This is a genomic window from Rhodoferax sp. TH121, from assembly GCF_002251855.1.
In the GTDB taxonomy this organism is placed as follows: Bacteria; Pseudomonadota; Gammaproteobacteria; order Burkholderiales; family Burkholderiaceae_C; genus Allorhodoferax.
The window spans coordinates 191,869-214,842 of the sequence record NZ_NOXW01000021.1; the positions used below are offsets into that span (position 1 = coordinate 191,869).

Genomic DNA, 22,974 nt, shown 5'->3' on the forward strand with positions numbered 1-22,974 from the left:
CTTTTGCTTGGGGCGCGCGTTGCTCAGATCACGGCGTCTGCTGGCTGGCGCTGCAGCATGGCCAAGGTGTTGGCCACGGTCTTGCGCAGTTCACGGCGGTCACAGATGAAGTCCACTGCGCCCTTGGTCTGCAGGAACTCGGCGCGCTGGAAGCCTTCTGGCAGCGTCACACGCACGGTGGATTCGATCACGCGGGGGCCGGCAAAGCCGATCAGCGCCTTGGGCTCGGCAATCACCACATCACCCAGGAAGGCAAAGCCGGCGCTCACGCCACCCATCGTGGGGTCGGTCAGCACGCTGATGTAGGGCAGGCCCTTCTTGGCCAGACGGGTCAGCGCAGCATTGGTCTTGGCCATCTGCATGAGCGAGAGCAGGCCTTCTTGCATGCGGGCACCGCCGGTAGCCGTGAAGCAGAGGAAAGGCACCTTCTGCTCGATGGCGGTTTCGACGCCGCGCACAAAACGCTCGCCGACGACGGAGCCCATGGAACCACCCATGAATTCGAATTCAAAGCACGCAGCCACCAGGCTGATGCCATGCACGGCGCCGCCCATGACCACCAGTGCGTCGGTTTCGCCAGTGTTTTCCAGCGCCTCTTTCAGGCGTTCGGGGTATTTGCGGCTGTCCTTGAACTTGAGTGCATCGACTGGCAGCACTTCCTGACCGATCTCAAAACGGCCTTCGTTGTCCAGAAAGGCGTTGAGACGCGCGCGTGCGCCGATGCGGTGGTGGTGGCTGCAGCTGGGGCAGACGTTCTGGTTCTGCTCCAGGTCGGTCTTGTAGAGCACGGTTTCGCAGCTGGGGCATTTGATCCACAAGCCTTCCGGCACGCTGCGACGATCCGCAGGATCGGTTTGCTGAATTTTCGGGGGTAGCAGTTTTTCCAGCCAGCTCATAAGTAGACCTTTGGTTTGTGTCCCGCCAGATTACTCAATCCAGCAAGACGTTGTTGCGCCATTGTATTTCCTCACCAATAGTCCATTCGGACTATTGGTGACCGCGTTGCATGTCGCGATACTGTTCTGTGTTTTTGCCTAACCTGACTAGGAGTCTGTTGACCGTGAAAAGTATGATGAAACCTCAGTACGTTGTAGCCGCATGTCTCACCCTTTTGACCGGCATTGCGAATGCGCAGTCGTTCTCTAATAGCCGCGACTCGACCATTATTTATTTTGGTCAACCCGACACCACAAGCTATGGGCAAGTGTTCAATTCGGCAGGTGGAACACTCACAGATTGGTCTTTCTTTGCAGATAGCGGTAACGCCGGCAATCTGGGCTTGGTCATTTCCGCTTGGGATGGCGTCAAGGCCGTAGGCCCCGCTCTGTACCAAAGTTCGGTGTTTTCCTACGCAGGTGGCGCCCAGTCTTTGTCGTTCAACGGCATCAACAAGTCATTCTCCGCCGGTAGCTACATCGCTTATTTGACGGTTGCAGGGGTCAACGGTGCGGCATCCAACGTAGGTATCGCTGGCTCCAGTACCGACGGGGGCATGTCCGGTGGATTCCGCTTCCTCAATTCCGATGGCGTGGATCCCCTGACGCTGGATCAAAGTTGGTCAAATTGGAACGTTGCCAATATGCAGTACTCTGCCAATTTCGTGTCGGCCGTTCCCGAGCCCGAGTCGCTGGCACTGATGCTTGCGGGCCTGGGGCTTGTCGGAGCTGTGGCGCGTCGCCGTGTACGGCCGCAAGCTTAAACAAGCCAACCTCCTTGAAAAAAACCCGCTAATGCGGGTTTTTTTGTGTCAGTTGCCTTGCGCCTATGAATCCATTGCCGTGCGGATTTCACGCAGAAAACCTTGCGCTGTTGCAGCGACCTGATCGCGCGGCTGGTCTTCCAGCAGCTGGATGATCTTGCTGCCGATCACCACTGCGTCGGACACCTTGGCAATCGTTCTGGCTGTGGCCGCGTCCCGTATGCCAAAGCCTACGCCCACGGGCGTGCTGATGTGCTGGCGGATGCGGGGCAACATGGCCTCGACAGCGCCCACGTCCAGCGCACCAGAGCCGGTTACGCCTTTGAGCGACACGTAGTACACATAGCCGCTGGCCACCCGGGCGACCTGCTGCATGCGGGTTTCGGTGCTAGTGGGGGCGAGCAGGAAGATCAGGTCCATACCATGGGCCCGCAGATCCGCCGCAAAGGCTTCGCATTCTTCAGGTGGGTAGTCCACAATCAACACACCATCGACCCCGGCTTCAGCAGCGTCCTTCACAAAGGGGCTGCTTACGCCGTCTTTTGCATGCTTCTGGTCATAGCGTTCCACCGGGTTGGCGTAACCCATCAGTACCACGGGGGTCGTGCTGTTGGTTTTGCGGAATTCGCGCACCATGGCCAGCACCTGCACCAAGCCAATGCCGAAGGCCAGCGCCTTGTCACCAGCTTTCTGGATCACCGGGCCGTCGGCACTGGGATCCGAGAAGGGCACGCCCAACTCAATGACATCGGCGCCGCCTGCCACCATGGCATGCATCAGTTCCGGCGTGACGTCTGCATAAGGGTAGCCTGCGGTCACAAAGGGAATCAGCGCTTTGCGGCCGTGGGCTTTCAGGCCCGTAAAGGTAGCTGCGATGCGGCTCATGCTGCACCTCCTGCTTTCAGCAACTGCACGGGTTGTTCTCCGCCTTTGACCGATTGGCCGCGGCAGCTGGGGCGGCAGTAGAAGTCCGCCTGGCTCAGGTCGGCCACGGTGCCGATGTCCTTGTCACCACGTCCTGACAGGTTCACCAAAATGCTTTGGTCAGAACGCATGGTCTTCGCCAACTTCATACCGTAGGCCACGGCATGGCTGGACTCCAGCGCTGGGATGATGCCTTCAGTGCGGCACAGGTAGTGGAAGGCATCCAGCGCTTCCCGGTCAGTGATGCCCACGTATTCGGCACGGCCGATGTCGGCCAAGAACGCATGCTCGGGCCCCACGCCGGGGTAGTCCAAACCGGCGCTGACGCTGTGCGTCTCCGTGACCTGGCCGTTGTCGTCCTGCAGCACATAGGTGCGGTTGCCGTGCAGCACGCCCGGGCTGCCCTTCTGGATGGACGCGGAGTGTTTGCCACTCTCCAAGCCTTCACCTGCCGCTTCCACGCCGATCAGGCGGGTTTTGTCGTGCTGGATGTAGGGGTAGAAGATGCCCATGGCGTTCGAACCACCGCCTACGCAGGCGATCACCGCGTCGGGTTGTTCGGTCTTGCAACCTGCGGCTGCCAGCATCTCGGGCATTTGGACCAGACACTCATTGCCGATCACGCTCTGGAAGTCGCGGACCATCATGGGGTAGGGATGTGGGCCTGCCACGGTACCGATGATGTAGAAGGTGTTGTCCACATTGGCCACCCAGTCGCGCATGGCTTCATTCAGCGCATCTTTCAGCGTCTTGCTGCCGCTTTCCACGGGCACCACGGTGGCGCCCAGCAGCTTCATGCGGTAGACGTTGGGGCTTTGGCGCTTCACGTCTTCGCTGCCCATGTAGACCACGCACTCCAGTCCGTAGCGGGCGCAAATGGTGGCGGTGGCCACACCGTGCTGGCCGGCGCCGGTTTCAGCAATCACGCGCGGCTTGCCCATGCGCTTGGCCAGCATGGCTTGGCCGATGGTGTTGTTGACCTTGTGCGCGCCGGTGTGGTTCAGGTCTTCGCGCTTGAGGAAGATTTGCGCACCGCCCATTTCGCGGCTCATGCGGGCTGCGTGGTAGACGGGGGAGGGGCGGCCGACAAAGTGGGCCAGCTCGGACTGGAATTCGGCCAGGAACTCTGGGTCGTGCTGGTACTTGGCGTACGCGTCTTTGAGCTCGTTGATCGCGTGCGTCAGCGTCTCGGAGACAAAGCTTCCGCCATATTTGCCGAAGTGACCCTTGGCGTCGGGTTGTTGGTACTCGTACATGGTGTTGTTCCATCCGTAGCCGGACGGATTTGGCTCTGAAGGCCGAGTCCGTACCGGAGATTACTGAAAAGTCTGGTCCGCAGCGCGCACGGCAGCTACGAACTCGAAAATCTTGGTGGGGTCTTTGATGCCCTTGAGGGGCTTGCCCTGAGCGTCGACGGCTTCCACGCCGGAGCTCACGTCCACGGCCAGCGTTTTACAGCGCGGCCGAATCGACGTGATGCCGTCGCCCACGTTTGCACTGGTGAGTCCACCACTCAAGACGAGGTGAGCGTTGACGCTTGGAGGAAGAAGTGACCAATTGAATGTTTTGCCCCCGCCACCGTAGCCGTCCACATGGGCGTCCAACAAAATAGCTTGGGCTGCTGAAAAGTCCTGCGCAAATTGTACGAGGTCGAACGGGGTGGCGTCATCCCCCAGCGGAATTCGGGCGGCTCGCAAAAATGCGCGAGCGCCGCCGTCGGTGGATTCCAGGCAATCCAGAGGCGTCTCATCACCATGAAATTGAACGGTAGCCCCCGGAATCATTGCGCAAGAAGCTCCTATTTCGATAGCGGAGGCATTGACAAACAGCAGCACGGGAGTGATGAAGGGGGGGAGGCGCTTGGCCAGTTCGGCGGCGCGCTTGGCGGTGACAGCACGTGGGCTCTTGGGATACAGCACAAAACCTACGGCGTCGGCGCCTGCCGCCACGACGGCATCTAGATCCTGTTCACGGGTCAAGCCGCAAATTTTGATTCGGGTGCGTGTCTGTGGGGTGTTCGGGTTGCTCATGGCAGCGAATCATACGCAGCTGTACGGTCTGGCATACCCCAGTGGGCGTCATAGCGCGGGCCCAGAAAGTACAGGCCGTCGGGTGAGAAGGTGGGCGCGGCCGCACGGCGGTCGCGAGCGGCCAATACCTCTGCCATCCATTCGGCCGGTTTTTTGCCCTGGCCAATCTGCACCAGGCAACCCATGATGTTGCGGATCATGTGGTGCAGAAAAGCATTGGCTTCAAACTCGATACGCCAGTAGGCTCCGCGCTTGTGCAGGCTGATTTCCATCAGGTTTTTCACGGGAGTCAGCGACTGGCATTGTGAGGCCCTGAAAGAGGTGAAGTCGTGCTCGCCAATCAGGATGGCGGCGGCCTGGCGCATGGCATCTCCGTCCATGGTGCCAAACGTCCAGCCCACGCGGCCGTATTCCACGCTGGGGCGGATGTGGGATTCCAGCAGCACATAGGCGTAGCGGCGCGAGATGGCGGAGGCCCGGCAGTGAAAAGCATCGGGCATTTTGAGTGCCCACTGCACTGCGATATCCCGGGGCAGATTGGCATTGGTGCCGCGGACCCAGGAGTAGGTGTCGCGGTCCAGTTCGGTGTCAAAGTGCACCACCTGCATGAGGCCGTGCACACCGGCATCGGTGCGACCGGCGCACAAAGTGGAAACGCGCTGGGCGGTGAACTTGCCCAGCGCGGTTTCGAGTTTGTCTTGGATAGTGAGACCGGAGGGCTGGCTTTGCCAGCCCTGGTAGGCCCCACCGTTGTAGCTAATACCTAGGGCAATCCGCACGGGCTCTGGATTCTGCGATGCGCCAAGCCTCCCGGAGGAGGGCTTAGCTCAGTTTAGCCAAGGCACGTTGGGCTTTGGCGCGCATGTCGCCGCTGGCCTCAGACACCACTTCTTCGATCAACGCGCGGGCGCCATCTTCATCGCCAATGGATATGAACTCTTCTGCCAATGCAAGCTTGGTTTCCAGAGGGTCTTCACCCGCGCTGTCTGGGGCCTGTGTCGGGCCATCAGCCTGGGGCTCCAGATCCAAAGACAGTGAGCCCAGATCGAATTCCATCAGTCCTGTATCTGCGGTCTGAGAGGCGGCTGCTTGGGGCGTTACAGGCACGGGGCCTGTTGCTTCAAACTTTAGCCCTTGGGAGGTGTCCTCAGGCATGGGCGTTTCCAAGTCGTCCAGAGACAAGGAAATCTCGGGCATGGAAGCGACGGGCTCCGGCATCGCCACCGAGGCTGGCGCTTCTGGCAGGTCAAAGTCCATGTCCAATGCGTTGTCTTGGGCTTGTGCAGCCATCTTGACGGTTCTGTCTGCGGGGTCCGCCATGGTTCCACCCGTCACATCACTAATGGCGCTGGCTGCAGGCTCATCGTCCAGGGAGAAGTCCAAGTCCAAATCCAAGTCCACACCCGCTGCCCCAGCGTCGCTGAGCCCCGCGTGAGCAGACTGAGGAGCGGTACTTGCGGCAAAAGCGGCATTGCTTGTTGCAGCAGGAGCGCCACCTGCAGAGGCAGGGGTACCGCCTGGTTGGTACAGCGGATTGCTCGGATCAATCGCCAAACCCATTTCACAAATACGTGTCCAGTCCGGGCTGGTGGCCCCGGTCAATTTGTAGGCTTGGGTGGCCGTACTTTCGAAGCTGCGGGTGTCGCGGCGCTTGCTGAAAATCTCAAGCAGTTTGGTATGGATGGCCAAGCGTCCTGGGTTGGTCCGCACGGCTTCCTTGAGGATTTCCTCCGCCTGGAGGTCTCGGCCATACGCAAGGTACACATCCGCTTCCGCCACTGGATCCACGTCGTCGGCAGCATCCAGCTGGCTGGCTGAGTACACCATGGAAGACGCGCTGGAGGGGCCGTTCTGGTTGGTGTCGACACGCTGTCCACCGCTGGCACCGAAGAAGGAGTCAGGTTGCAAGCGGCTCTCAAGGAAGGCACTGTCTACCTGAGCCGAGTTTTTCTTGCGCTGGCGAATGCGATAGGCAGCGTAACCGCCGAGCAACGCAATCAGGCCGGCAGCACCGGCAGGAACCAATGGGTCCGCCAGCAGCTCGTCAAGCAGGGCGGGCTCTTCCGGAACCGGCAGAGGTACCGCCACTTTGGGCTTTGCCGGAGCAGACGCTGCGGCTTGTGGAGCAGACGCCGCTTCAGTGACGGGGGCTGCTACCGCCTCGGAGGCAGGCGCAGCAGGTGCAGAGGCCGCCGGCGCAGGGAGTCCTGCCGCAGCGACGGAGGGGGCTGGAGATGCGGGTGCTGAGCTGCTTGCGGCCGGGGAGGCGGCCGCCCCGAGTTTGCTCAACTCGCTGATGTTCTTGGAAATCTCCGCCGCACGTGTAGCCGCCTCTTGGGCTTCACGGTCCTTGGCAATTTTGGCCTCGTCTGCCTTAGCTTGTACAGACCCCTTGGACAGCGTGAGCTTGTCAGGTGTGGGGCTGGTCGGCTTTTTCTCTTCTACTTTGGCTTCCACCGTTCCACTGGCTTTGCGGTCTGCAGAGGCGACCGCAGCTACTGGTGCGTTGGCTGCCAAATTGCGGCGGAAGTCATTGAAGTCTTTGCTTTGCGCCACCACCAGCTTTGAAGCCTCCGCTGGGGATACGCTTTGCGCTTGCTCTGCTTTGGGAATGCTGAGCACTGCGCCCGCGCGAATGCGGTTTAGGTTGTCATTGACAAAGGCATCAGGGTTGCTGCGCAACAGCGCGACCAGCATTTGGTCCAAGGAGACGTCTGCCGGTTTGATGCTGTTGGCGATCTTGCTGGCCGTGTCACCCTTCTTCACCGTCACCGAATCGCCGCTGACATCTGTCGGCAGAGGGGCTGCCGGTTTGGGCGGCGCTGTTTTTGCCGGAGTGCTGGGAGTGCGAGCGGGTTCTGCCGCTACAGGCGCGGAAGCAGTGGCTTTGGGCAATGTCGTGACAACCGGCGCAGTCGGGACTTGGGCCAGTGTTGGGGCAGCCGGGGCTTTGCGCAGGGCAGGGGGGTCGAAGAGGAGGGTGTAGTCCCGCACGATGCGCCCTTGTGACCAACTTGCCTCCAGAATCAGGTCCACAAATGGATCGTTGATGGTGCGCTCGCTGCTCAGGCGCAGGTAAGCGCGGCCATCGGCGCGCCGTTGCAAGCTAGCCTGGAGGCTCGACATGGCGGGGCTGTAATCCAAACCTGCTGCAACGAAAGCGTCTGGCGAAGCAACGCCCGCTTTGAGCGAGGCGGCTTCTTCCGCAGTGATTTCGGGGATATCGATTTCGGCACGCAAAGGCTCGCCCAACGCTGACTGGACTGTGAGTCGACCGAGCGAAAGCGCATAGGCCCCGGTTCCCGACAAGCCGAGTAGCGCAATGGCTGCAGCCGCCAAAGCGGTCTTTTGCCAACGATGTGACTTAGCAATCAATTTATTAGCCTCCGTTGCTCGGTCGAGCGGCAATTTACTTATCAGTTTTCAGGCGAAGCTGCCCGACTCTCAAAACGTAAAAAGTACAATAGCATCAATGTATTAGCCTGACAAGCTAAGAAACGTTTTAACTTTGAAAGCCAGGCGACTTCGCTGTCCGCCTCGGAGGTTTGTGTTGCCTGCCGACAACGAGCTGTAACGGGGTGTTACGCGTCCAAGAGGATGCGCAGCATGCGGCGCAGTGGCTCGGCAGCCCCCCACAGAAGCTGGTCGCCAATGGTGAACGCACCCACGTACTCCGGACCCATGGCCAGCTTGCGGATACGGCCCACAGGGATGGTCATGGTGCCGGTCACGGCCACGGGAGTCAGATCCTGGATGGTGGCTTCGCGGGTGTTGGGCACCACTTTGACCCACTGGTTGTCCGCAGCAATCATGGCTTCAATGTCTGCCAAGGGCACGTCCTTCTTCAGCTTGAAGGTCAGGGCCTGGCTGTGGCAGCGCATGGCGCCCACGCGCACGCAGAAACCGTCCACGGGAATAGCGGAGCTGCCGAAGCCTTCGCCCATGCCCAGAATCTTGTTGGTTTCGGCCATGCCCTTCCACTCTTCCTTGGACATGCCGTTGCCCAGATCCTTGTCGATCCAGGGAATCAGGGAGCCACCCAGTGGGACGCCGAAGTTGGCGGTTTCAGCGCCGGTCAGAGCCCGCTGCTTGGCGATGACTTTGCGGTCGATTTCCAGAATCGCGCTCTTGGGGTCATCGAGCAGGGCTTTGACTTCTGCATTCAGTGTGCCGTATTGGGTCAGCAGCTCACGCATGTGCTGTGCACCGCCGCCGGATGCCGCCTGGTAAGTTTGGGTGCTCATCCATTCGACCAAGCCTGCCTTGTACAGCGCGCCCACGCCCATCAGCATGCAGCTCACGGTGCAGTTGCCGCCCACCCAGTTCTTGCCGCCCTTGGCCAGCGCATCTTTGATGACGGGCATGTTGACCGGGTCCAGGATGATGACGGCGTCTTTTTCCATGCGCAGCGTGGAGGCTGCGTCGATCCAGTGGCCGTTCCAGCCTGCAGCGCGCAGCTTGGGGAAGACTTCGGTGGTGTAGTCGCCGCCCTGGGCGGTGATGATGATGTCGCAGCGCTTGAGGGCGTCGATGTTGTAGGCGTCTTGCAGCGTGGTTTCGTTTTTGGCTTCAGCCGGAGCCTTGCCACCTGCATTGCTGGTGGAGAAGAAAAGCGGTTCGATCAGATCGAAGTCTTTTTCTTGCGCCATGCGATCCATCAACACCGAGCCGACCATGCCGCGCCAGCCGACCAAACCTACCAACTTGCTCATATCAACGCCCTTTCAATGTAAACAAACGATGCCCGACCTGGGCTGTTTGCTCCGGCTCGTCTGGCCGGGGGGGGGCGCACGACGATACCGGAGCTGGGTCAGCCCTTAATGGTCGTGGTTTTGGAAATGATTGCGCGCGCGGCCTTAACTGCCTGGGTGGCAGTCGACAAGCTCAAAGAGAAGGGGCGTGCGACAAACATGGATTTATTGTAGCGCAAAACAAGAATTTTTTGCTCCGCGCGGACTGAAGTGATTTCGCGTGTCGGAGGCCTGTTGCGCAACAGGCCTCCGCCTTACGGTCTTTAGGCCAGCGCCTTGCGCACCGCGTCACCCATTTCTTTGGTGCTGACGCGGGTGCTGCCTTCGCTGTAAATGTCGGCTGTGCGCAAACCTTGCTCCAGCACTTTCTTGACAGCGGCTTCGATGCGTTGGGCAGCTGTTTCCTGGTTCAGGCTGAAGCGTAACATCATGGCCGCACTCAGGATGGTGGCCAGCGGATTGGCAATGCCCTTGCCGGCAATGTCCGGCGCACTGCCGTGGCTGGGCTCATACAAGCCCTGGTTGCTGCTGTTCAGGCTGGCGGAAGGCAGCATGCCGATGGAGCCGGTCAGCATGGAGGCTTCGTCGGAGAGGATGTCGCCAAACATGTTGCCGGTAACCAGCACGTCAAACTTCTTGGGCGCCTTCACCAGCTGCATGGCGGCGTTGTCCACCAGCATGTGGTCCAGTTCCACGTCGGGGTACTGTTGGCCGACCTCGACCATCACGTCTTTCCAGAGCTGTGAGGTTTCCAGCACGTTATTTTTGTCGACACTGGTGACGCGCTTGTTGCGCTTTTGGGCGGCCTGGAACGCGACGTGCGCAATGCGCTCGATCTCGGGGCGGCTGTAGCGCATGGTGTCGAAGGCTTCTTCGGCGCCGGGGAAGTGGCCATCCGTCGCAATGCGGCGGCCACGGGGTTGGCCGAAGTAGATGTCGCCGGTCAGTTCACGGATGATGAGGATGTCCAGGCCGGCAATCAGCTCAGGCTTGAGGCTGGAGGCGCCCACCAACTGCTCGTAGCAGATGGCAGGGCGGAAGTTGGCGAACAGGCCCAGGTTTTTGCGCAGGCCCAGAATGGCCTGCTCGGGGCGGAACTGGCGCTCCAGTTTGTCGTACTTCCAGTCCCCCACCGCGCCGAACAACACGGCGTCTGCTTCCTTGGCCAGCTTGAGGGTGGCTTCGGGCAGGGGATGGCCATAGGCGTCATAGGCCACGCCGCCCACCAAGGCGGTTTCCATTTCCAGCTTCAGGTCCAGCGCGTTCAGCACCTTGACGGCTTCCGCGACGATTTCGGTGCCAATGCCGTCACCCGGCAAAACTGCGATTTTCATGATGTCCTTTGAATACTATAAATTTGATAGCTGCTCACGCAGACATGGTGCGGGCCAACCAGGGTTTTGTTGCCAAACGTTGGGCTTCGAATGCCTTGATCTTGTCGGCATGGCGCAGGGTCAGGCCGATGTCGTCAAAGCCGTTGAGCAGGCAGTACTTGCGGAAGGCCTGCACATCGAACGGGATTTCTTCACCTTGGGCCTTCACGATGACCTGGCGCTCCAGATCAATGGTGAGCTGGTAGCCGGGGAAGGCCAGCGCCTCGCTAAACAGCTGGTCCACCAGCGCTTCGCTCAGCACGATGGGCAGCAGGCCGTTCTTGAAACAGTTGTTGAAGAAGATGTCGGCGAAGCTGGGGGCGATGATGGTGCGAAAGCCGTACTGGTCGATGGCCCAAGGCGCGTGTTCCCGGCTGGATCCACAACCAAAGTTCTTGCGTGCCAGCAGGATGCTGGCACCAGCGTAGCGCGGCTGGTTCAGCACAAAATCCGGGTTGGGCTTGCGGCTCGCAGGGTCTTGGCCGGGGTAGCCCGCGTCCAGGTAGCGCCACTCGTCAAACAGATTAGGGCCAAATCCCGTTTTGCGGATGGACTTGAGGAATTGCTTGGGAATGATCGCGTCGGTGTCGACGTTCTCACGGTCCATGGGTGCAACCAGACCCTGGTGGATGTTGAATTTGTTCATTTCTTGGCTGCGCCTTCGATTTTTTCACCGGCCTTTTGAATGTCCTGGCCCATGCCCTTGACGGTATTGCAAGCAGTCAGCAGCAACAGGGCAGATGCGCACACGGCGTAAACAATGGTTTTCATGACGGTTCCTCGGTAGGTGGCTCAGGAGAATTGGCGGATATCCACGAAATGGCCGTGGATGGCGGCGGCGGCGGCCATGGCCGGGCTCACCAGGTGGGTGCGGCCACCGGCGCCTTGCCGGCCTTCAAAGTTGCGGTTGCTGGTGGAGGCGCAGCGTTCGCCGGGCTCTAGGCGGTCGGCGTTCATGGCCAGGCACATGGAGCAGCCAGGTTCGCGCCACTCAAAGCCCGCGGCCTTGAAGATCTCGTGCAGGCCTTCACGCTCGGCCTGTTCTTTTACCAGTCCGGAGCCGGGCACCACCATCGCCAGCTTGATGTTCTTGGCGACTTTCTGGCCCAAGTTCTTCACGACGGCGGCAGCTTCGCGCATGTCTTCGATGCGGCTGTTGGTGCAGGAACCGATGAAGACCTTGTCCACGTACAAGTCGTTGAGTGCCTTGCCGGGCTCCAGTGCCATGTAGGTGAGCGCGCGCTCGATGGCGCCGCGCTTGTTGGCGTCTTTTTCCTTGTCGGGATCGGGTACGCGGGCGTCCACACCCAGCACCATCTCTGGCGAAGTGCCCCAGATGACTTGCGGCACGATCTGGCTAGCGTCCAGCTCCACCACGGCATCAAAGTGGGCGCCCGGGTCGGAGTGCAGCGTTTTCCAGTGGGCCACGGCTTGGTCCCACTCGACGGCGGCAGCCGTAGGATTGGCTGCGTTGTGCCCCGGCGCCAGGGGACGACCCTTCACGTAATCAATCGTTTTGTCGTCCACGGCGACCAAGCCCGCGCGCGCGCCGGCTTCGATGGCCATGTTGCAGACGGTCATGCGTCCTTCCATGGAGAGTGCGCGGATGGCGGAGCCGCCGAATTCAATGGTGTAGCCGGTGCCACCGGCTGTGCCGATCTTGCCGATGATGGCTAGCACGATGTCTTTGGCAGTAATGCCCTTGGCCACGGTACCTTCCACTTTCACCAGCATGTTCTTGGCTTTCTTGGCCAAGAGCGTTTGCGTCGCCATGACGTGCTCGACTTCGCTGGTGCCAATGCCGTGCGCCAGCGCGCCAAACGCACCGTGGGTGGAGGTGTGGCTGTCGCCGCAGACCACGGTCATGCCGGGCAGGGTGGCGCCGTTTTCCGGGCCAATGACGTGCACGATGCCCTGTCGCTTGCTCATGAAGGGGAAGAAGGCCGCAGAGCCAAATTCCTTGATGTTGGAGTCCAGCGTCGTGATCTGTTCCTTGCTGATCGGATCCGCGATGCCGTCGTAGCCCTGCTCCCATCCGGTGGTGGGGGTGTTGTGGTCTGCGGTAGCTACGATGGAACTGACACGCCAAACCTTGCGACCGGCCTCGCGCAGACCTTCGAAGGCCTGGGGGCTGGTGACTTCGTGGACCAGATGCCGGTCGATATACAGGATGGCGGTGCCATCCTCTTCGGTATGGACGACATGTTCGTCCCAGAGTTTGTCGTAAAGCGTGCGTGCCATAGGGGTCTTCCTTTTCAAGGTCAATTTTAGGCGGTGGCCTCTTGCGGAGCCATGGCCGTGAGGTGGTCTACCAGCAGCCGTGCGGTGCGCGGGAGGGTGGAGAAGTCGCGGGCTACCAGCTCGATGCGGCGGGTGGCCCAGGTGTCGGTCAAAGAAACGGCGCTGAGGCCGGCAGCGCTGTGCATCAGCGTGAAAGCCCGCAGCGGCATGACGCCAATGCCCAAGCCATTGAGAATCATGCGGCCCATGGCGTCCAGCCCGGTCACCTGGATGCGCAGCTTGATGCTTTGGCCGATCGCGGCAGCAGCTTGGCGCATGGCCACGTAGATGGAGCTGTTGGAGTGCAGGCCCACGTGGTCCAAAGCCAGTGTTTCTTCAAAGGCGACCGAGGGGCGCGCCGCCAGTGGGTGCGCGCTGGGCACGATGAGCACCAGTTGGTCTTGCCGGTAGGGCCGTGTCTGCAACTCGCCCACGCCATCGGCCGTGTTGCAGATGCCCAGGTCGGCCGCGCCTTCCTGGACCGCACGAACCACTTCGCTACTCAGGTGCTCTTCCAGGTCGATCTTGATACCCTGGTGGGCGCGGACGAAGGCCCCTAGGTCTTCGGGCAGGAACTGCACGGTGGCCGAAATGCTGGCGTGCATGCGTACCTGGCCGCGCACGCCATCGGCGTACTCGGCCAGTTCCGATTGCATGCGGTCCACGCTGAACAGCACACTGCGCGCGTGGTGCAGAAGGTTCTGTCCTGCCGGAGTGAGGTGCACGCCACGGGAATGGCGGTGCAAGAGTGCCGTGCCCAACACACCTTCCAAATCACTGAGCCGCTTGCTCAGGGCCGAAGCGGCAATGAATTCCCGCTCCGCCGCTTTGCCAATGCTGCCCAACTCGCACACAGACACAAACAGCTGCAGCGAGGTCAGGTCCAAGCGGCGGGTGAGGTTGGGGCTGGAGGCGTGCATGGTGCAAGGTGAAGGCATCGCCAATTGCGAATGCTGGTGCTATTTTTACACCTAAATTCTAGTTTTGGCATCGTGCTTTGCGATGTCTGATATCGGGCTGTGCTGGGGTTGTTTGCTATCAGAAGCATAGCTTTTCACGCAGATAACACGTAGTCTAGGGGCACATTTCACATAAAAAAGCCCCGCTGCCAGAGCTGGCAGCGGGGCTTCGGTTTTGCGCAGCCGTTAGGGCTGCAGCTATCAGCGCTGGCCGAGAGGCTTCACGTCGCGCTTCACCGAGCCGGTGAACAGCTGGCGTGGACGGCCAATCTTGTACTCGGGGTCGCCGATCATTTCGTTCAGTTGGGCGATCCAGCCGACGGTACGGGCCAGAGCGAAGATACCGGTGAACAGGTTCACCGGGATGCCGATGGCGCGTTGCACGATGCCGGAGTAGAAGTCCACGTTGGGGTAGAGCTTGCGCTGGACGAAGTAATCGTCTTCCAGGGCAATCTTTTCCAGCTGCTTGGCCAGCTTGAACAGCGGGTCGTTTTCGAGGCCCAGGGCTTCCAGCACTTCGTTGCAAGTCTCTTGCATGAGCTTGGCGCGGGGGTCGTAGTTCTTGTACACACGGTGACCGAAGCCCATGAGCTTGACGCCGGAGTTCTTGTCCTTGACCTGTTCCATGAATTGGCCGACCTTGGACACACCGCCTTGGCGCTGGATGTCTTCCAGCATGTTCAGGCAGGCTTCGTTCGCGCCACCATGGGCAGGGCCCCACAAGCACGCCACACCGGCTGCGATGGCTGCAAAGGGGTTGGTGCCGGAGGAGCCGCACAGGCGCACGGTGGAGGTGGATGCGTTTTGTTCGTGGTCGGCGTGCAGGATGAAGATGCGGTCCATCGCACGTTCAATCACGGGGTTGACCTTGTACTCTTCACAAGGCGTGCCGAACATCATGCGCAGGAAGTTGCCCGAGTAGCTCAGGTCGTTCTGCGGGTACATGAAGGGTTGCCCGACGCCGTACTTGTAGGCCATGGCTACCAGGGTGGGCATCTTGGCGATCAAACGGATCGCCGAGATTTCGCGGTGCTCAGGGTTATTGATGTCCGTGCTGTCGTGGTAGAAGGCCGACAGAGCACCCACCAGACCCGTCAACACGGCCATGGGGTGGGCATCGCGGCGGAAGCCACGCAGAAAGAATTGCATCTGCTCGTTGACCATGGTGTGGTTGGTCACGAGTTTGTGGAAATCGACGCGTTCTGTTGCATTGGGCAATTCGCCCTTCAGCAGCAGGTGGCAGGTGTCCAGGTAATCCACATTGGTGGCCAGCTGCTCAATGGGGTAGCCGCGGTACAGCAGTTCACCCTTGTCGCCGTCGATGTAGGTGATGCCGGACTGGCAGGAAGCCGTCGAGAGAAAACCGGGGTCATAGGTGAACATGCCGGTCTGGGCGTAGAGCTTGCGGATGTCAATCACATCCGGTCCGATGTTGCCCTGGTACACGGGCATTTCCACGCTGGGGCTGCCGTTGCTGAACGACAGGGTGGCTTTGTTATCCGCTAGTTTCATCTTTCGCCTTTCAGAGAGGTTCTCTCAACATTTTCAAAACTTCATGTACATCCGCACGGTCGAGCTGGTTGTCTACCTGGGCGAGCGACTTGCGTGCCAGCTGCACGTCCAGCAAGTCGTTGTCACTCAGGTCCATCAGCGCTGCCAAAGCATCGGCCTGGCCCACCGTAAGGGTGGTGCTGAAGCGCTGGAAGAAGCGCTCAATGAAGAGGTCGTTCTCCAGCAAGCCGCGGCGGCAACGCCACTGCAGTTTGCTCAGGGCCCGTTCGTCAATCAGTGCTTCGGTCACGTGCGGTTTACTGGGTATAGGTCAAACGGTCCGCAGGACCATCATTTCCTTGATCTTGCCGATGGCCTTGGTGGGGTTCAAACCCTTGGGGCAGACGTCCACACAGTTCATGATGGTGTGGCAGCGGAACAGGCGGTAGGGGTCTTCCAGGTTGTCCAAGCGCTCACCCGTGGCTTGGTCGCGGCTGTCCGCAATGAAGCGGTAGGCCTGCAACAAACCGGCAGGGCCCACGAACTTGTCCGGGTTCCACCAGAAGCTGGGGCAGGAGGTGGAGCAGCTCGCACACAAGATGCATTCGTACAGTCCGTTGAGCTCTTCGCGCTCTTCGGGGGACTGCAGGCGTTCCTTTTCGGGCGGCACAGTGTCGTTGATCAGGTAGGGCTTGATCGAGTTGTACTGTTTGAAGAAGTCCGTCATGTCCACGATCAGGTCGCGAATCACGGGCAGGCCAGGCAGGGGCTTGAGAACGATCTTGCCAGGCAGTGTCAACATGTTGGTCAGGCAGGCCAGACCGTTCTTGCCATTGATGTTCATCGCGTCCGAACCGCACACGCCTTCGCGGCAGGAGCGGCGGAAAGAGATGGACGGATCGATGGCTTTGAGCTTCATCAGGGCGTCCAGCAACATGCGTTCGGAACCGTCGAGTTCTACCTCGATGTCCTGCATGTAGGGCTTGGCATCCTTGTCCGGATCGTAGCGATAGATGGAGAAAGTGCGTTTGGTCATGATCTGTATCTCGCTTTAGAACGTACGAACCTTGAGCGGCACGGAGTCCACAGTCAAAGGCTTCATCTGCACGGGCTTGTAGCTCAGGCGGTTGCCTTCGCTGTACCACAGGGTGTGTTTGTGCCAGTCTTGGTCATTGCGGCCGTTGGGGTGCTCAGGGGTGTCGCCGTAATCGTCCACGGTATGGGCCCCGCGGCTTTCGTGACGAGCAGCAGCCGACACGATGGTGGCTTGGGCGGCTTCGATCAGGTTCTCGACTTCCAGTGCTTCGATGCGTGCCGTGTTGAAAACCTTGGACTTGTCCTTGAGGTTGAGAGCCTTGACGCGCTCGCGCAGCTCGGCGATCTTGACCACACCTTCGTCCATGCTTTTTTGGGTGCGGAACACGCCAGCATGTTTCTGCATGGAGGCGCGCATGTCGTTGGCCACGTCTTGGGCGTATTCGCCGCTGGTGGCATTGTCAAGGCGGGACACACGTTCCAGTGTACGGTCTGCAGCGTCCTTGGGCAGTGGTTTGTGCTCTTTGCTGCCTTTGATGTAGTTGACGATGTGGTTGCCGGCGGCACGGCCGAACACCAGCAGGTCCAGCAGCGAGTTGGTGCCGAGTCGGTTGGCTCCGTGCACCGAAACGCAAGAGCACTCACCCACGGCGTACAAGCCATTAACAACCTGGTTGTGCACGTCGCCGTTTTGCACAACCACTTGGCCATTGATGTTGGTGGGGATGCCACCCATCTGGTAGTGGATGGTGGGTACCACGGGAATAGGCTCTTTGGTGATATCCACGTTGGCGAAGTTCACGCCGATTTCGTACACCGATGGCAGACGCTTGTGGATGGTTTCTGCACCCAGGTGATCCAGCTTCAAGAGCACGTAGTCTTTGTTCGGTCCGCAGCCACGGCCTTCCTTGATTTCCTGGTCCATGGAGCGGGACACGAAATCGCGTGGAGCCAAGTCTTTCAGGGTAGGCGCATAGCGCTCCATGAAGCGTTCGCCGTTGCTGTTCAGCAAAATGGCGCCTTCTCCGCGGCAACCTTCGGTCAGCAACACACCAGCGCCGGCCACGCCGGTGGGGTGGAACTGCCAGAACTCCATGTCTTCCAAGGGGATGCCCGCACGCGCTGCCATGCCCAAGCCGTCGCCGGTGTTGATGAATGCATTGGTGGAGGCCGCAAAGATGCGGCCCGCGCCACCAGTAGCCAGCAGGGTGGTCTTGGCTTCCAGAATGTGGATGTCGCCGGTTTCCATTTCCAGTGCGGTCACGCCCACTACGTCGCCTTCGGCGTCGCGGATCAGGTCCAGTGCCATCCACTCCACGAAGAAGCTGGTCTTGGCGGCCACGTTTTGTTGGTACAGCGTGTGCAACATGGCGTGACCGGTACGGTCGGCCGCAGCGCAGGCGCGTTCCACGGCCTTTTCACCGTAGTTGGCCGTGTGGCCACCAAACGGACGCTGGTAAATCGTGCCGTCAGGGTTGCGGTCAAACGGCATGCCCATGTGCTCCAGGTCGTACACGACCTTGGGAGCTTCACGGCACATGAACTCGATAGCGTCCTGGTCGCCGAGCCAGTCGGAGCCCTTGACGGTGTCGTAGAAGTGGTAGTGCCAGTTGTCGTCGTTCATGTTGCCCAACGAGGCGCCGATGCCGCCTTGTGCAGCGACCGTGTGCGAACGGGTGGGGAACACTTTGGACAGAACGGCGACGTTCAGGCCAGCGCGGGCCAGCTGGAGGGACGCGCGCATGCCGGAGCCACCGGCGCCGACGATGACAACGTCAAATTTGCGTTTGGATACGGAGTAAGACATGAATGGATTGCCTGTTAGGAAAGGGGATCAGAGACGCCACAGGACCTGAATGGCCCAGCCGGCGCAACCGACAAGCCACACAATGGAAAACACCTGCAGGGACAGGCGGATGGATACGGGTTTGATGTAGTCCATCCAGATGTCACGTACGCCCACCCACACGTGGTAGAGCATGGCTACGATGACCGAGAAGGTCAAAACCTTCATCCACTGGGAGGAGAAAATGCCTGCCCATTTGTCGTACCCAATGGGGCCTGCTGTGAACAGCACCTGTGCCAGCAACAACACGGTGAACAAAGCCATCAATACTGCGGTGACGCGCTGCGCCAACCAGTCCCGCAGACCATAGTGCGCGCCAACGACGACACGCTTGGAACCGTAATTCACTGCCATTTTCTGATTTCCTTTTTGTTGTTTAGTAGAGGCCAAACAGTTTGGCGGCCAGGGCCAGCGTGAGCAGCGAACCCAGGCTCAGTGTCACGATGGCAGAAGAACGGCCAAACTCTTTGCTCACTGCGTGGTTGATATCCATCCAGAGGTGGCGCAGACCCGCGATGAAGTGATGCAAGTAGGCCCAGATGATCGCCAGTGCCACCAACTTGAAGAGCCAACCGGGCACAACGCCCACGCCTGCGTTGAACACGCTGGTGAACTTTGCAAATGAGATTTCCGAGGATACGGAGGTGTCGAACATCCAGATAATGAAGGGCATCAGGATGAACATGATGGCGCCGCTGATGCGGTGCAGGATAGACACCCAGCCTGCGGGGGGCAGACGGTAGGTGGGTAGATCCGACAGGGCGTTGATGTTGCGGAATTCGGGCCGAGGGCGTTTGCTTGCGGAGGCGAGCTCAGTCATGGATGGGCTTTCTTGTGGTGGTAACTGGTTTGTAATTTTGGCGCAGCCAGCCAAAATTCTATTGCACCGCACCAATCTGACACTGGTCTTGCGCGGCGCTGGGGATCAATTTAGCGCATTTCGATAGTAGTGTGTGTCGGTCAGGTACAGGCCGCGGCGCATCTCCATGGGGGTGTCGTTGTAGGTATAAGCTGTGCGCTCCACGCTGAGCAGCGGCGTCTGTGCCGTTATGTGCAGCAGCTTGCATTGCTCCGCGTCTGGCAACACGGCGCGGATTTTTTCTTCGGCGCGCACCATGCGCACGCCAAATTCGGTTTCAAACAGGGCGTACATCGGCCCGTCGTAACCCGCCAGACGCTCTGCCGTCAGCCCTTTGAAAGGCGTGCCCGGCAGCCAAAGGTCCTCCAAAATGGTGGGCACCCCAGCAAACGACAGTACGCGCCGCACCTGCAGCACGGCATCGGCGGGACGCAGGGCGAGTGCACGTGCGACCTCGGCCGAGGCGCGAAGGCGTTTGCAATCAATGATCTTGCGCTGGGCAGGGCCTTCACTATTGGGGTCCCCGTTGTCGGGAAACAGCTTCAGAAAGCGGTACTGCACATGGTGCTCGGCATGGGTGGCTACAAAGGTGCCCTTGCCCTGGCGGCGGACCAGCAAGTTTTCGGCAGCCAATTCGTCAATCGCCTTGCGCACCGTGCCTTGGCTAACCTTGAAGCGCGCAGCTAGCTCCAGTTCGCTCGGAATCGCTGCGCTGGGCTTCCATTCGCCGCTTTGCAGGCTCTGCAACATCAGCACCTTGATCTGCTGGTACAAAGGGCTGAAGGCTGGGGTGATTGCGCTGGTGCCAGCCGCGCCCGCTGCGGCGTCCGCGGAGGGCGCGTTGTCGCTTTGAGAGGGGGGGAGGGCGGCCATGATGAGGGTAAGCGTCAGCTGCGAGTCAGTCTCGAAATGATGTCCAATCATATCTTATATAAGACATAAGACAAATTGACGCAATGCAGAAATCGGGGGTAAACTCCCGCGCATTCTGCAGCGCAATACCGATTGCGAAATGCGCTGGTCTCACGCCGTTTTTCCAACACTTCCTGGAGTTTTACCATGAGCAAGAAACCCGTCCGCGTTGCCGTTACCGGCGCAGCAGGCCAAATCGGATACGCCATTTTGTTCCGCATCGCCTCTGGCGAAATGCTGGGCAAGGACCAGCCCGTCATCCTGAGCCTGTTGGAGGTGCCGGTAGAAAAAGCCCAGCAAGCCCTGCAAGGCGTGATCATGGAGTTGCAAGACTGCGCCTTCCCCCTGTTGGTGGGCATCGAAGCGCACAGCGATCCCATGGCTGCATTCAAGGATGTGGACTACGCGCTGCTGATCGGTTCGCGTCCCCGCGGTCCCGGCATGGAGCGTGCCGAACTGCTGGCCGTCAACGCTGAGATCTTCACTGCCCAAGGCAAGGCCCTGAATGCCGTGGCCAGCCGCAATGTGAAGGTGCTGGTGGTGGGCAATCCTGCGAACACCAACGCCTACATTGCCATGAAGAGCGCGCCGGACCTGCCACGCAAGAACTTCACCGCCATGCTGCGTCTGGACCATAACCGTGCCCTGAGCCAGATCGCCGCCAAGACCGGCAAGGCCGTGGCTGATATCGAAAAAATGGCCGTGTGGGGCAACCACTCGCCCACCATGTACGCCGACTACCGCTTCGCCACCATCAATGGTGCAAGCGTCAAGGCCATGATCAACGATGAAGTCTGGAACAAGGACACATTCCTGCCCACCGTGGGCAAGCGCGGCGCCGCCATCATCGCCGCACGTGGCGTGTCCTCCGCAGCGTCGGCTGCCAACGCTGCCATCGACCACATGCGCGACTGGGCCCTGGGCACCAACGGCAAGTGGGTCACCATGGGTATTCCCTCTGACGGCCAATATGGCATTCCCAAGGACGTGATGTTCGGCTTTGCTGTGACCTGCGAAGGCGGCGAGTACAAGCTGGTAGAAGGCCTGGAAGTGGATGCGTTCAGCCAAGAGCGCATCAATGTGACGCTGAAAGAGCTGCAAGAAGAGCAGGCTGGCGTTGCCCATCTGCTGAAATAACACGGCAGTGAGCCATCCGCGTACGGTCCTTCTTGGCGCGCAGGGTGCAGCGGGTTTACTGCCTGTTTGCGACCACTACAGCGGCGTCGAAGCGCGGATGGTCAAAAGCCTGCAACTGCAGGCCGAGTTGACCGAGGAGTTCGGGGCCTGCGTTTTTGACGTGACCCTGGACTGCGAGGATGGTGCACCGGTTGGTGGTGAGGAAGACCATGCAATTATGGTTGCAGCCCTTGCCATTGCTTCGCAAGAAGCTCCTAATTTGATAGCAAAAGGCTTGTCCCGACGCATCGGTGTGCGTGTGCATGCCGTGGATCACGTTCAGTTTTCAGCCGATGTGCGCACTGTCGTGGGCTCGGCTGGTGCTGCCTTGAGCTACCTCATGGTGCCGAAGGTGGAGTCCTTGCGGGATGTGGAGCGTGCTGTTGCAGCCATGGACGCGGCTATGGCTCCAGGCGCGGCATTGTTGCCTTTGCATGTACTGATCGAGTCCCCGGCTGCCGTGCACCGGGCGTTTGAGATTGCAGCCCACCCGCGGGTGCAGTCCATCAGCTTCGGTCTGATGGATTTTGTGTCCAGCCACGGTGGAGCTATTCCATCCACGGCGATGGGCGTTCGCTCTGCTGACGATGCCAGTACGCTGGACCAGTTCCACCACCCGCTGGTGCTTCGGGCCAAGCTGGACATTGCCAGCGCCTGCCACGCCTACGGCAAAGTGCCATCGCACTGTGTGGTGACCGAGTTCAAGGACAAGGCAGCCCTGCGGCGTGCGGCACGCACCGCCTCGCGGGCGCTGGGCTACACGCGCATGTGGAGCATCCACCCGGACCAGATTCGTACCATCGTGGAGGCCATGGCCCCGGATGAGGACGAGATCGCACTGGCCGCGCATATTGTGCAGGCCGCTGAACGTGCTGAATGGGCCCCGATTTCTGTGGATGGCAAGCTGCACGACCGGGCCAGCTACCGCTATTTTTGGCAAGTGCTGGAGCGGGCCCACCAGACAGGGCGTGCGCTTCCGTCCGTTGCGCAGCCCTATTTTTCACCACTTGTACATTGATGCAGGAGTTGCGCATGCTGAAATTACTGGTATCGGGTCTGATGCTTGCAGGCATTTGTTGTGTAGCGGCCCATGCTGCCGATCCCGCAGCTGCGCGCAGCAAGCCTTCGGCGAAAGCCAAATCTGCTCGCCAGCTCCCGGCGGTCGCGGCGGTGCAGCCCGCGGAATCACATGTGCCACTGTCGGCCGACCATCTGGCGGTGGCCCAGCGTGTGGTGTTGGGCAAAGTACCTTGCGAGTTGGGTGCACATGTGTCCGTGTCTGCGCACGAAACGGCCCAAGGGCGTTTTGTGCTGGAGCATGGGCGGCAAAAATTCCACATGGTGCCGGTATTGACCAGCACAGGGGCCATCCGCTTGGAGGATGCTGCCAGTGGAGCCGTGTGGCTGCAGCTTGCCAACAAATCCATGCTGATGGATCAAAAGCAGGGGCGTAGGCTCGCAGATGCCTGCATGAATGCCGAACAGGTGACAGTGGCGGACGCAATGGCACGCTCACCGGCACCTCATTTGCTGGAGCCCTTGCCGTCAGCCCCGGCAACCGCTACCGAGCCTGCCAAGGTTCCGCCTGATGCGGTGAAAACTGCTACGAATTAGATAGCTGCGTACGCATATTCCATAA

At 60.1% G+C, this 22,974-nt stretch carries 23 protein-coding genes; 4 read left to right on the top strand and 19 right to left on the bottom strand.

What is annotated here, in order from left to right:
- Positions 1-23: 23 nt before the first annotated feature.
- On the bottom strand, positions 24-896 hold the full coding sequence (accD, locus tag CHU94_RS10915) for an acetyl-CoA carboxylase, carboxyltransferase subunit beta (RefSeq protein ID WP_094479736.1): 873 nt from the start codon (positions 894-896) through the stop codon (positions 24-26).
- A 176-nt stretch (positions 897-1,072) separates the two neighbouring features.
- Here accD and CHU94_RS19535 point away from each other — a divergent pair, with 176 nt between their 5' ends.
- Positions 1,073-1,699 carry a PEP-CTERM sorting domain-containing protein gene (locus tag CHU94_RS19535; protein ID WP_255033924.1) on the top strand — a complete coding sequence of 209 codons (627 nt, stop codon included), beginning with the start codon at positions 1,073-1,075 and terminating at the stop codon, positions 1,697-1,699.
- Positions 1,700-1,762: 63 nt separating this feature from the next.
- On the opposite strand, the gene trpA is transcribed toward CHU94_RS19535, so the two are convergent.
- The 18 genes from trpA to CHU94_RS11010 all read right to left on the bottom strand — a co-directional run bounded on the left by trpA (position 1,763) and on the right by CHU94_RS11010 (position 20,120).
- A complete protein-coding gene (trpA, locus tag CHU94_RS10925; RefSeq protein WP_094479740.1) occupies positions 1,763-2,584 on the bottom strand; it encodes a tryptophan synthase subunit alpha in 822 nt (273 codons plus the stop codon).
- Complete coding sequence (gene trpB / locus CHU94_RS10930) at positions 2,581-3,879, bottom strand: tryptophan synthase subunit beta (RefSeq protein ID WP_094479742.1); 1,299 nt, start codon at positions 3,877-3,879, stop codon at positions 2,581-2,583. Before trpB ends, trpA begins: the two co-directional genes overlap by 4 nt.
- 60 nt (positions 3,880-3,939) lie before the next feature.
- Positions 3,940-4,653, bottom strand: coding sequence for a phosphoribosylanthranilate isomerase (locus CHU94_RS10935; protein WP_094479744.1), 714 nt, complete (start codon positions 4,651-4,653; stop codon positions 3,940-3,942).
- Positions 4,650-5,432 carry a tRNA pseudouridine(38-40) synthase TruA gene (gene truA, locus CHU94_RS10940; protein ID WP_094479746.1) on the bottom strand — a complete coding sequence of 261 codons (783 nt, stop codon included), beginning with the start codon at positions 5,430-5,432 and terminating at the stop codon, positions 4,650-4,652. Before truA ends, CHU94_RS10935 begins: the two co-directional genes overlap by 4 nt.
- A gap of 43 nt (positions 5,433-5,475) precedes the next feature.
- Positions 5,476-8,028, bottom strand: a complete 2,553-nt coding sequence (locus CHU94_RS10945) for a FimV/HubP family polar landmark protein (RefSeq protein WP_369597396.1) — start codon at positions 8,026-8,028, stop codon at positions 5,476-5,478.
- 206 nt (positions 8,029-8,234) lie between these two features.
- The gene (asd, locus tag CHU94_RS10950; protein WP_094479748.1) at positions 8,235-9,365 is read right to left on the bottom strand and encodes an aspartate-semialdehyde dehydrogenase; all 1,131 of its coding nucleotides are present in this window, start codon (positions 9,363-9,365) and stop codon (positions 8,235-8,237) included.
- A gap of 302 nt (positions 9,366-9,667) precedes the next feature.
- Positions 9,668-10,738: a 3-isopropylmalate dehydrogenase gene (gene leuB, locus CHU94_RS10955; protein ID WP_094479750.1), complete on the bottom strand. Its 1,071-nt coding sequence runs from the start codon at positions 10,736-10,738 to the stop codon at positions 9,668-9,670.
- A gap of 34 nt (positions 10,739-10,772) precedes the next feature.
- Positions 10,773-11,423, bottom strand: a complete 651-nt coding sequence (gene leuD, locus CHU94_RS10960; protein WP_094479752.1) for a 3-isopropylmalate dehydratase small subunit — start codon at positions 11,421-11,423, stop codon at positions 10,773-10,775.
- A complete protein-coding gene (locus CHU94_RS10965; protein ID WP_094479754.1) occupies positions 11,420-11,548 on the bottom strand; it encodes an entericidin A/B family lipoprotein in 129 nt (42 codons plus the stop codon). Before CHU94_RS10965 ends, leuD begins: the two co-directional genes overlap by 4 nt.
- A 21-nt stretch (positions 11,549-11,569) precedes the next feature.
- Positions 11,570-13,018 (bottom strand): 3-isopropylmalate dehydratase large subunit, encoded by a 1,449-nt coding sequence (gene leuC / locus CHU94_RS10970; protein WP_094479756.1) that lies wholly within the window; start codon positions 13,016-13,018, stop codon positions 11,570-11,572.
- A gap of 26 nt (positions 13,019-13,044) precedes the next feature.
- Positions 13,045-13,977 carry a LysR substrate-binding domain-containing protein gene (locus CHU94_RS10975; protein ID WP_094479758.1) on the bottom strand — a complete coding sequence of 311 codons (933 nt, stop codon included), beginning with the start codon at positions 13,975-13,977 and terminating at the stop codon, positions 13,045-13,047.
- 240 nt (positions 13,978-14,217) lie between these two features.
- Positions 14,218-15,528 carry a citrate synthase gene (locus tag CHU94_RS10980; protein WP_094479760.1) on the bottom strand — a complete coding sequence of 437 codons (1,311 nt, stop codon included), beginning with the start codon at positions 15,526-15,528 and terminating at the stop codon, positions 14,218-14,220.
- Positions 15,529-15,538: 10 nt separating this feature from the next.
- Positions 15,539-15,817: a succinate dehydrogenase assembly factor 2 gene (locus tag CHU94_RS10985; RefSeq protein WP_094479762.1), complete on the bottom strand. Its 279-nt coding sequence runs from the start codon at positions 15,815-15,817 to the stop codon at positions 15,539-15,541.
- 21 nt (positions 15,818-15,838) lie between these two features.
- Positions 15,839-16,543, bottom strand: coding sequence for a succinate dehydrogenase iron-sulfur subunit (locus CHU94_RS10990; protein WP_094479764.1), 705 nt, complete (start codon positions 16,541-16,543; stop codon positions 15,839-15,841).
- Positions 16,544-16,558: 15 nt separating this feature from the next.
- A complete protein-coding gene (gene sdhA / locus CHU94_RS10995; protein ID WP_094479766.1) occupies positions 16,559-18,349 on the bottom strand; it encodes a succinate dehydrogenase flavoprotein subunit in 1,791 nt (596 codons plus the stop codon).
- Between the two features lie 27 nt (positions 18,350-18,376).
- A complete protein-coding gene (gene sdhD, locus CHU94_RS11000) occupies positions 18,377-18,742 on the bottom strand; it encodes a succinate dehydrogenase, hydrophobic membrane anchor protein (protein WP_094479768.1) in 366 nt (121 codons plus the stop codon).
- A gap of 22 nt (positions 18,743-18,764) precedes the next feature.
- Positions 18,765-19,208, bottom strand: a complete 444-nt coding sequence (sdhC, locus tag CHU94_RS11005; RefSeq protein ID WP_094479770.1) for a succinate dehydrogenase, cytochrome b556 subunit — start codon at positions 19,206-19,208, stop codon at positions 18,765-18,767.
- Between the two features lie 105 nt (positions 19,209-19,313).
- The gene (locus tag CHU94_RS11010; RefSeq protein WP_094481012.1) at positions 19,314-20,120 is read right to left on the bottom strand and encodes a GntR family transcriptional regulator; all 807 of its coding nucleotides are present in this window, start codon (positions 20,118-20,120) and stop codon (positions 19,314-19,316) included.
- A gap of 186 nt (positions 20,121-20,306) precedes the next feature.
- On the opposite strand from CHU94_RS11010, the gene CHU94_RS11015 reads away from it, so the two are divergent.
- Genes CHU94_RS11015 through CHU94_RS11025 form a run of 3 tightly spaced genes read left to right on the top strand, consistent with a single transcriptional unit; the run spans position 20,307 to position 22,949 of the window.
- Positions 20,307-21,296 (top strand): malate dehydrogenase, encoded by a 990-nt coding sequence (locus tag CHU94_RS11015; RefSeq protein WP_094479772.1) that lies wholly within the window; start codon positions 20,307-20,309, stop codon positions 21,294-21,296.
- A 7-nt stretch (positions 21,297-21,303) separates the two neighbouring features.
- Positions 21,304-22,353, top strand: a complete 1,050-nt coding sequence (locus CHU94_RS11020) for a CoA ester lyase (protein ID WP_094479774.1) — start codon at positions 21,304-21,306, stop codon at positions 22,351-22,353.
- Between the two features lie 14 nt (positions 22,354-22,367).
- Positions 22,368-22,949, top strand: coding sequence for a hypothetical protein (locus CHU94_RS11025; protein ID WP_094481014.1), 582 nt, complete (start codon positions 22,368-22,370; stop codon positions 22,947-22,949).
- The last annotated feature ends 25 nt before the right edge of the window (positions 22,950-22,974 follow it).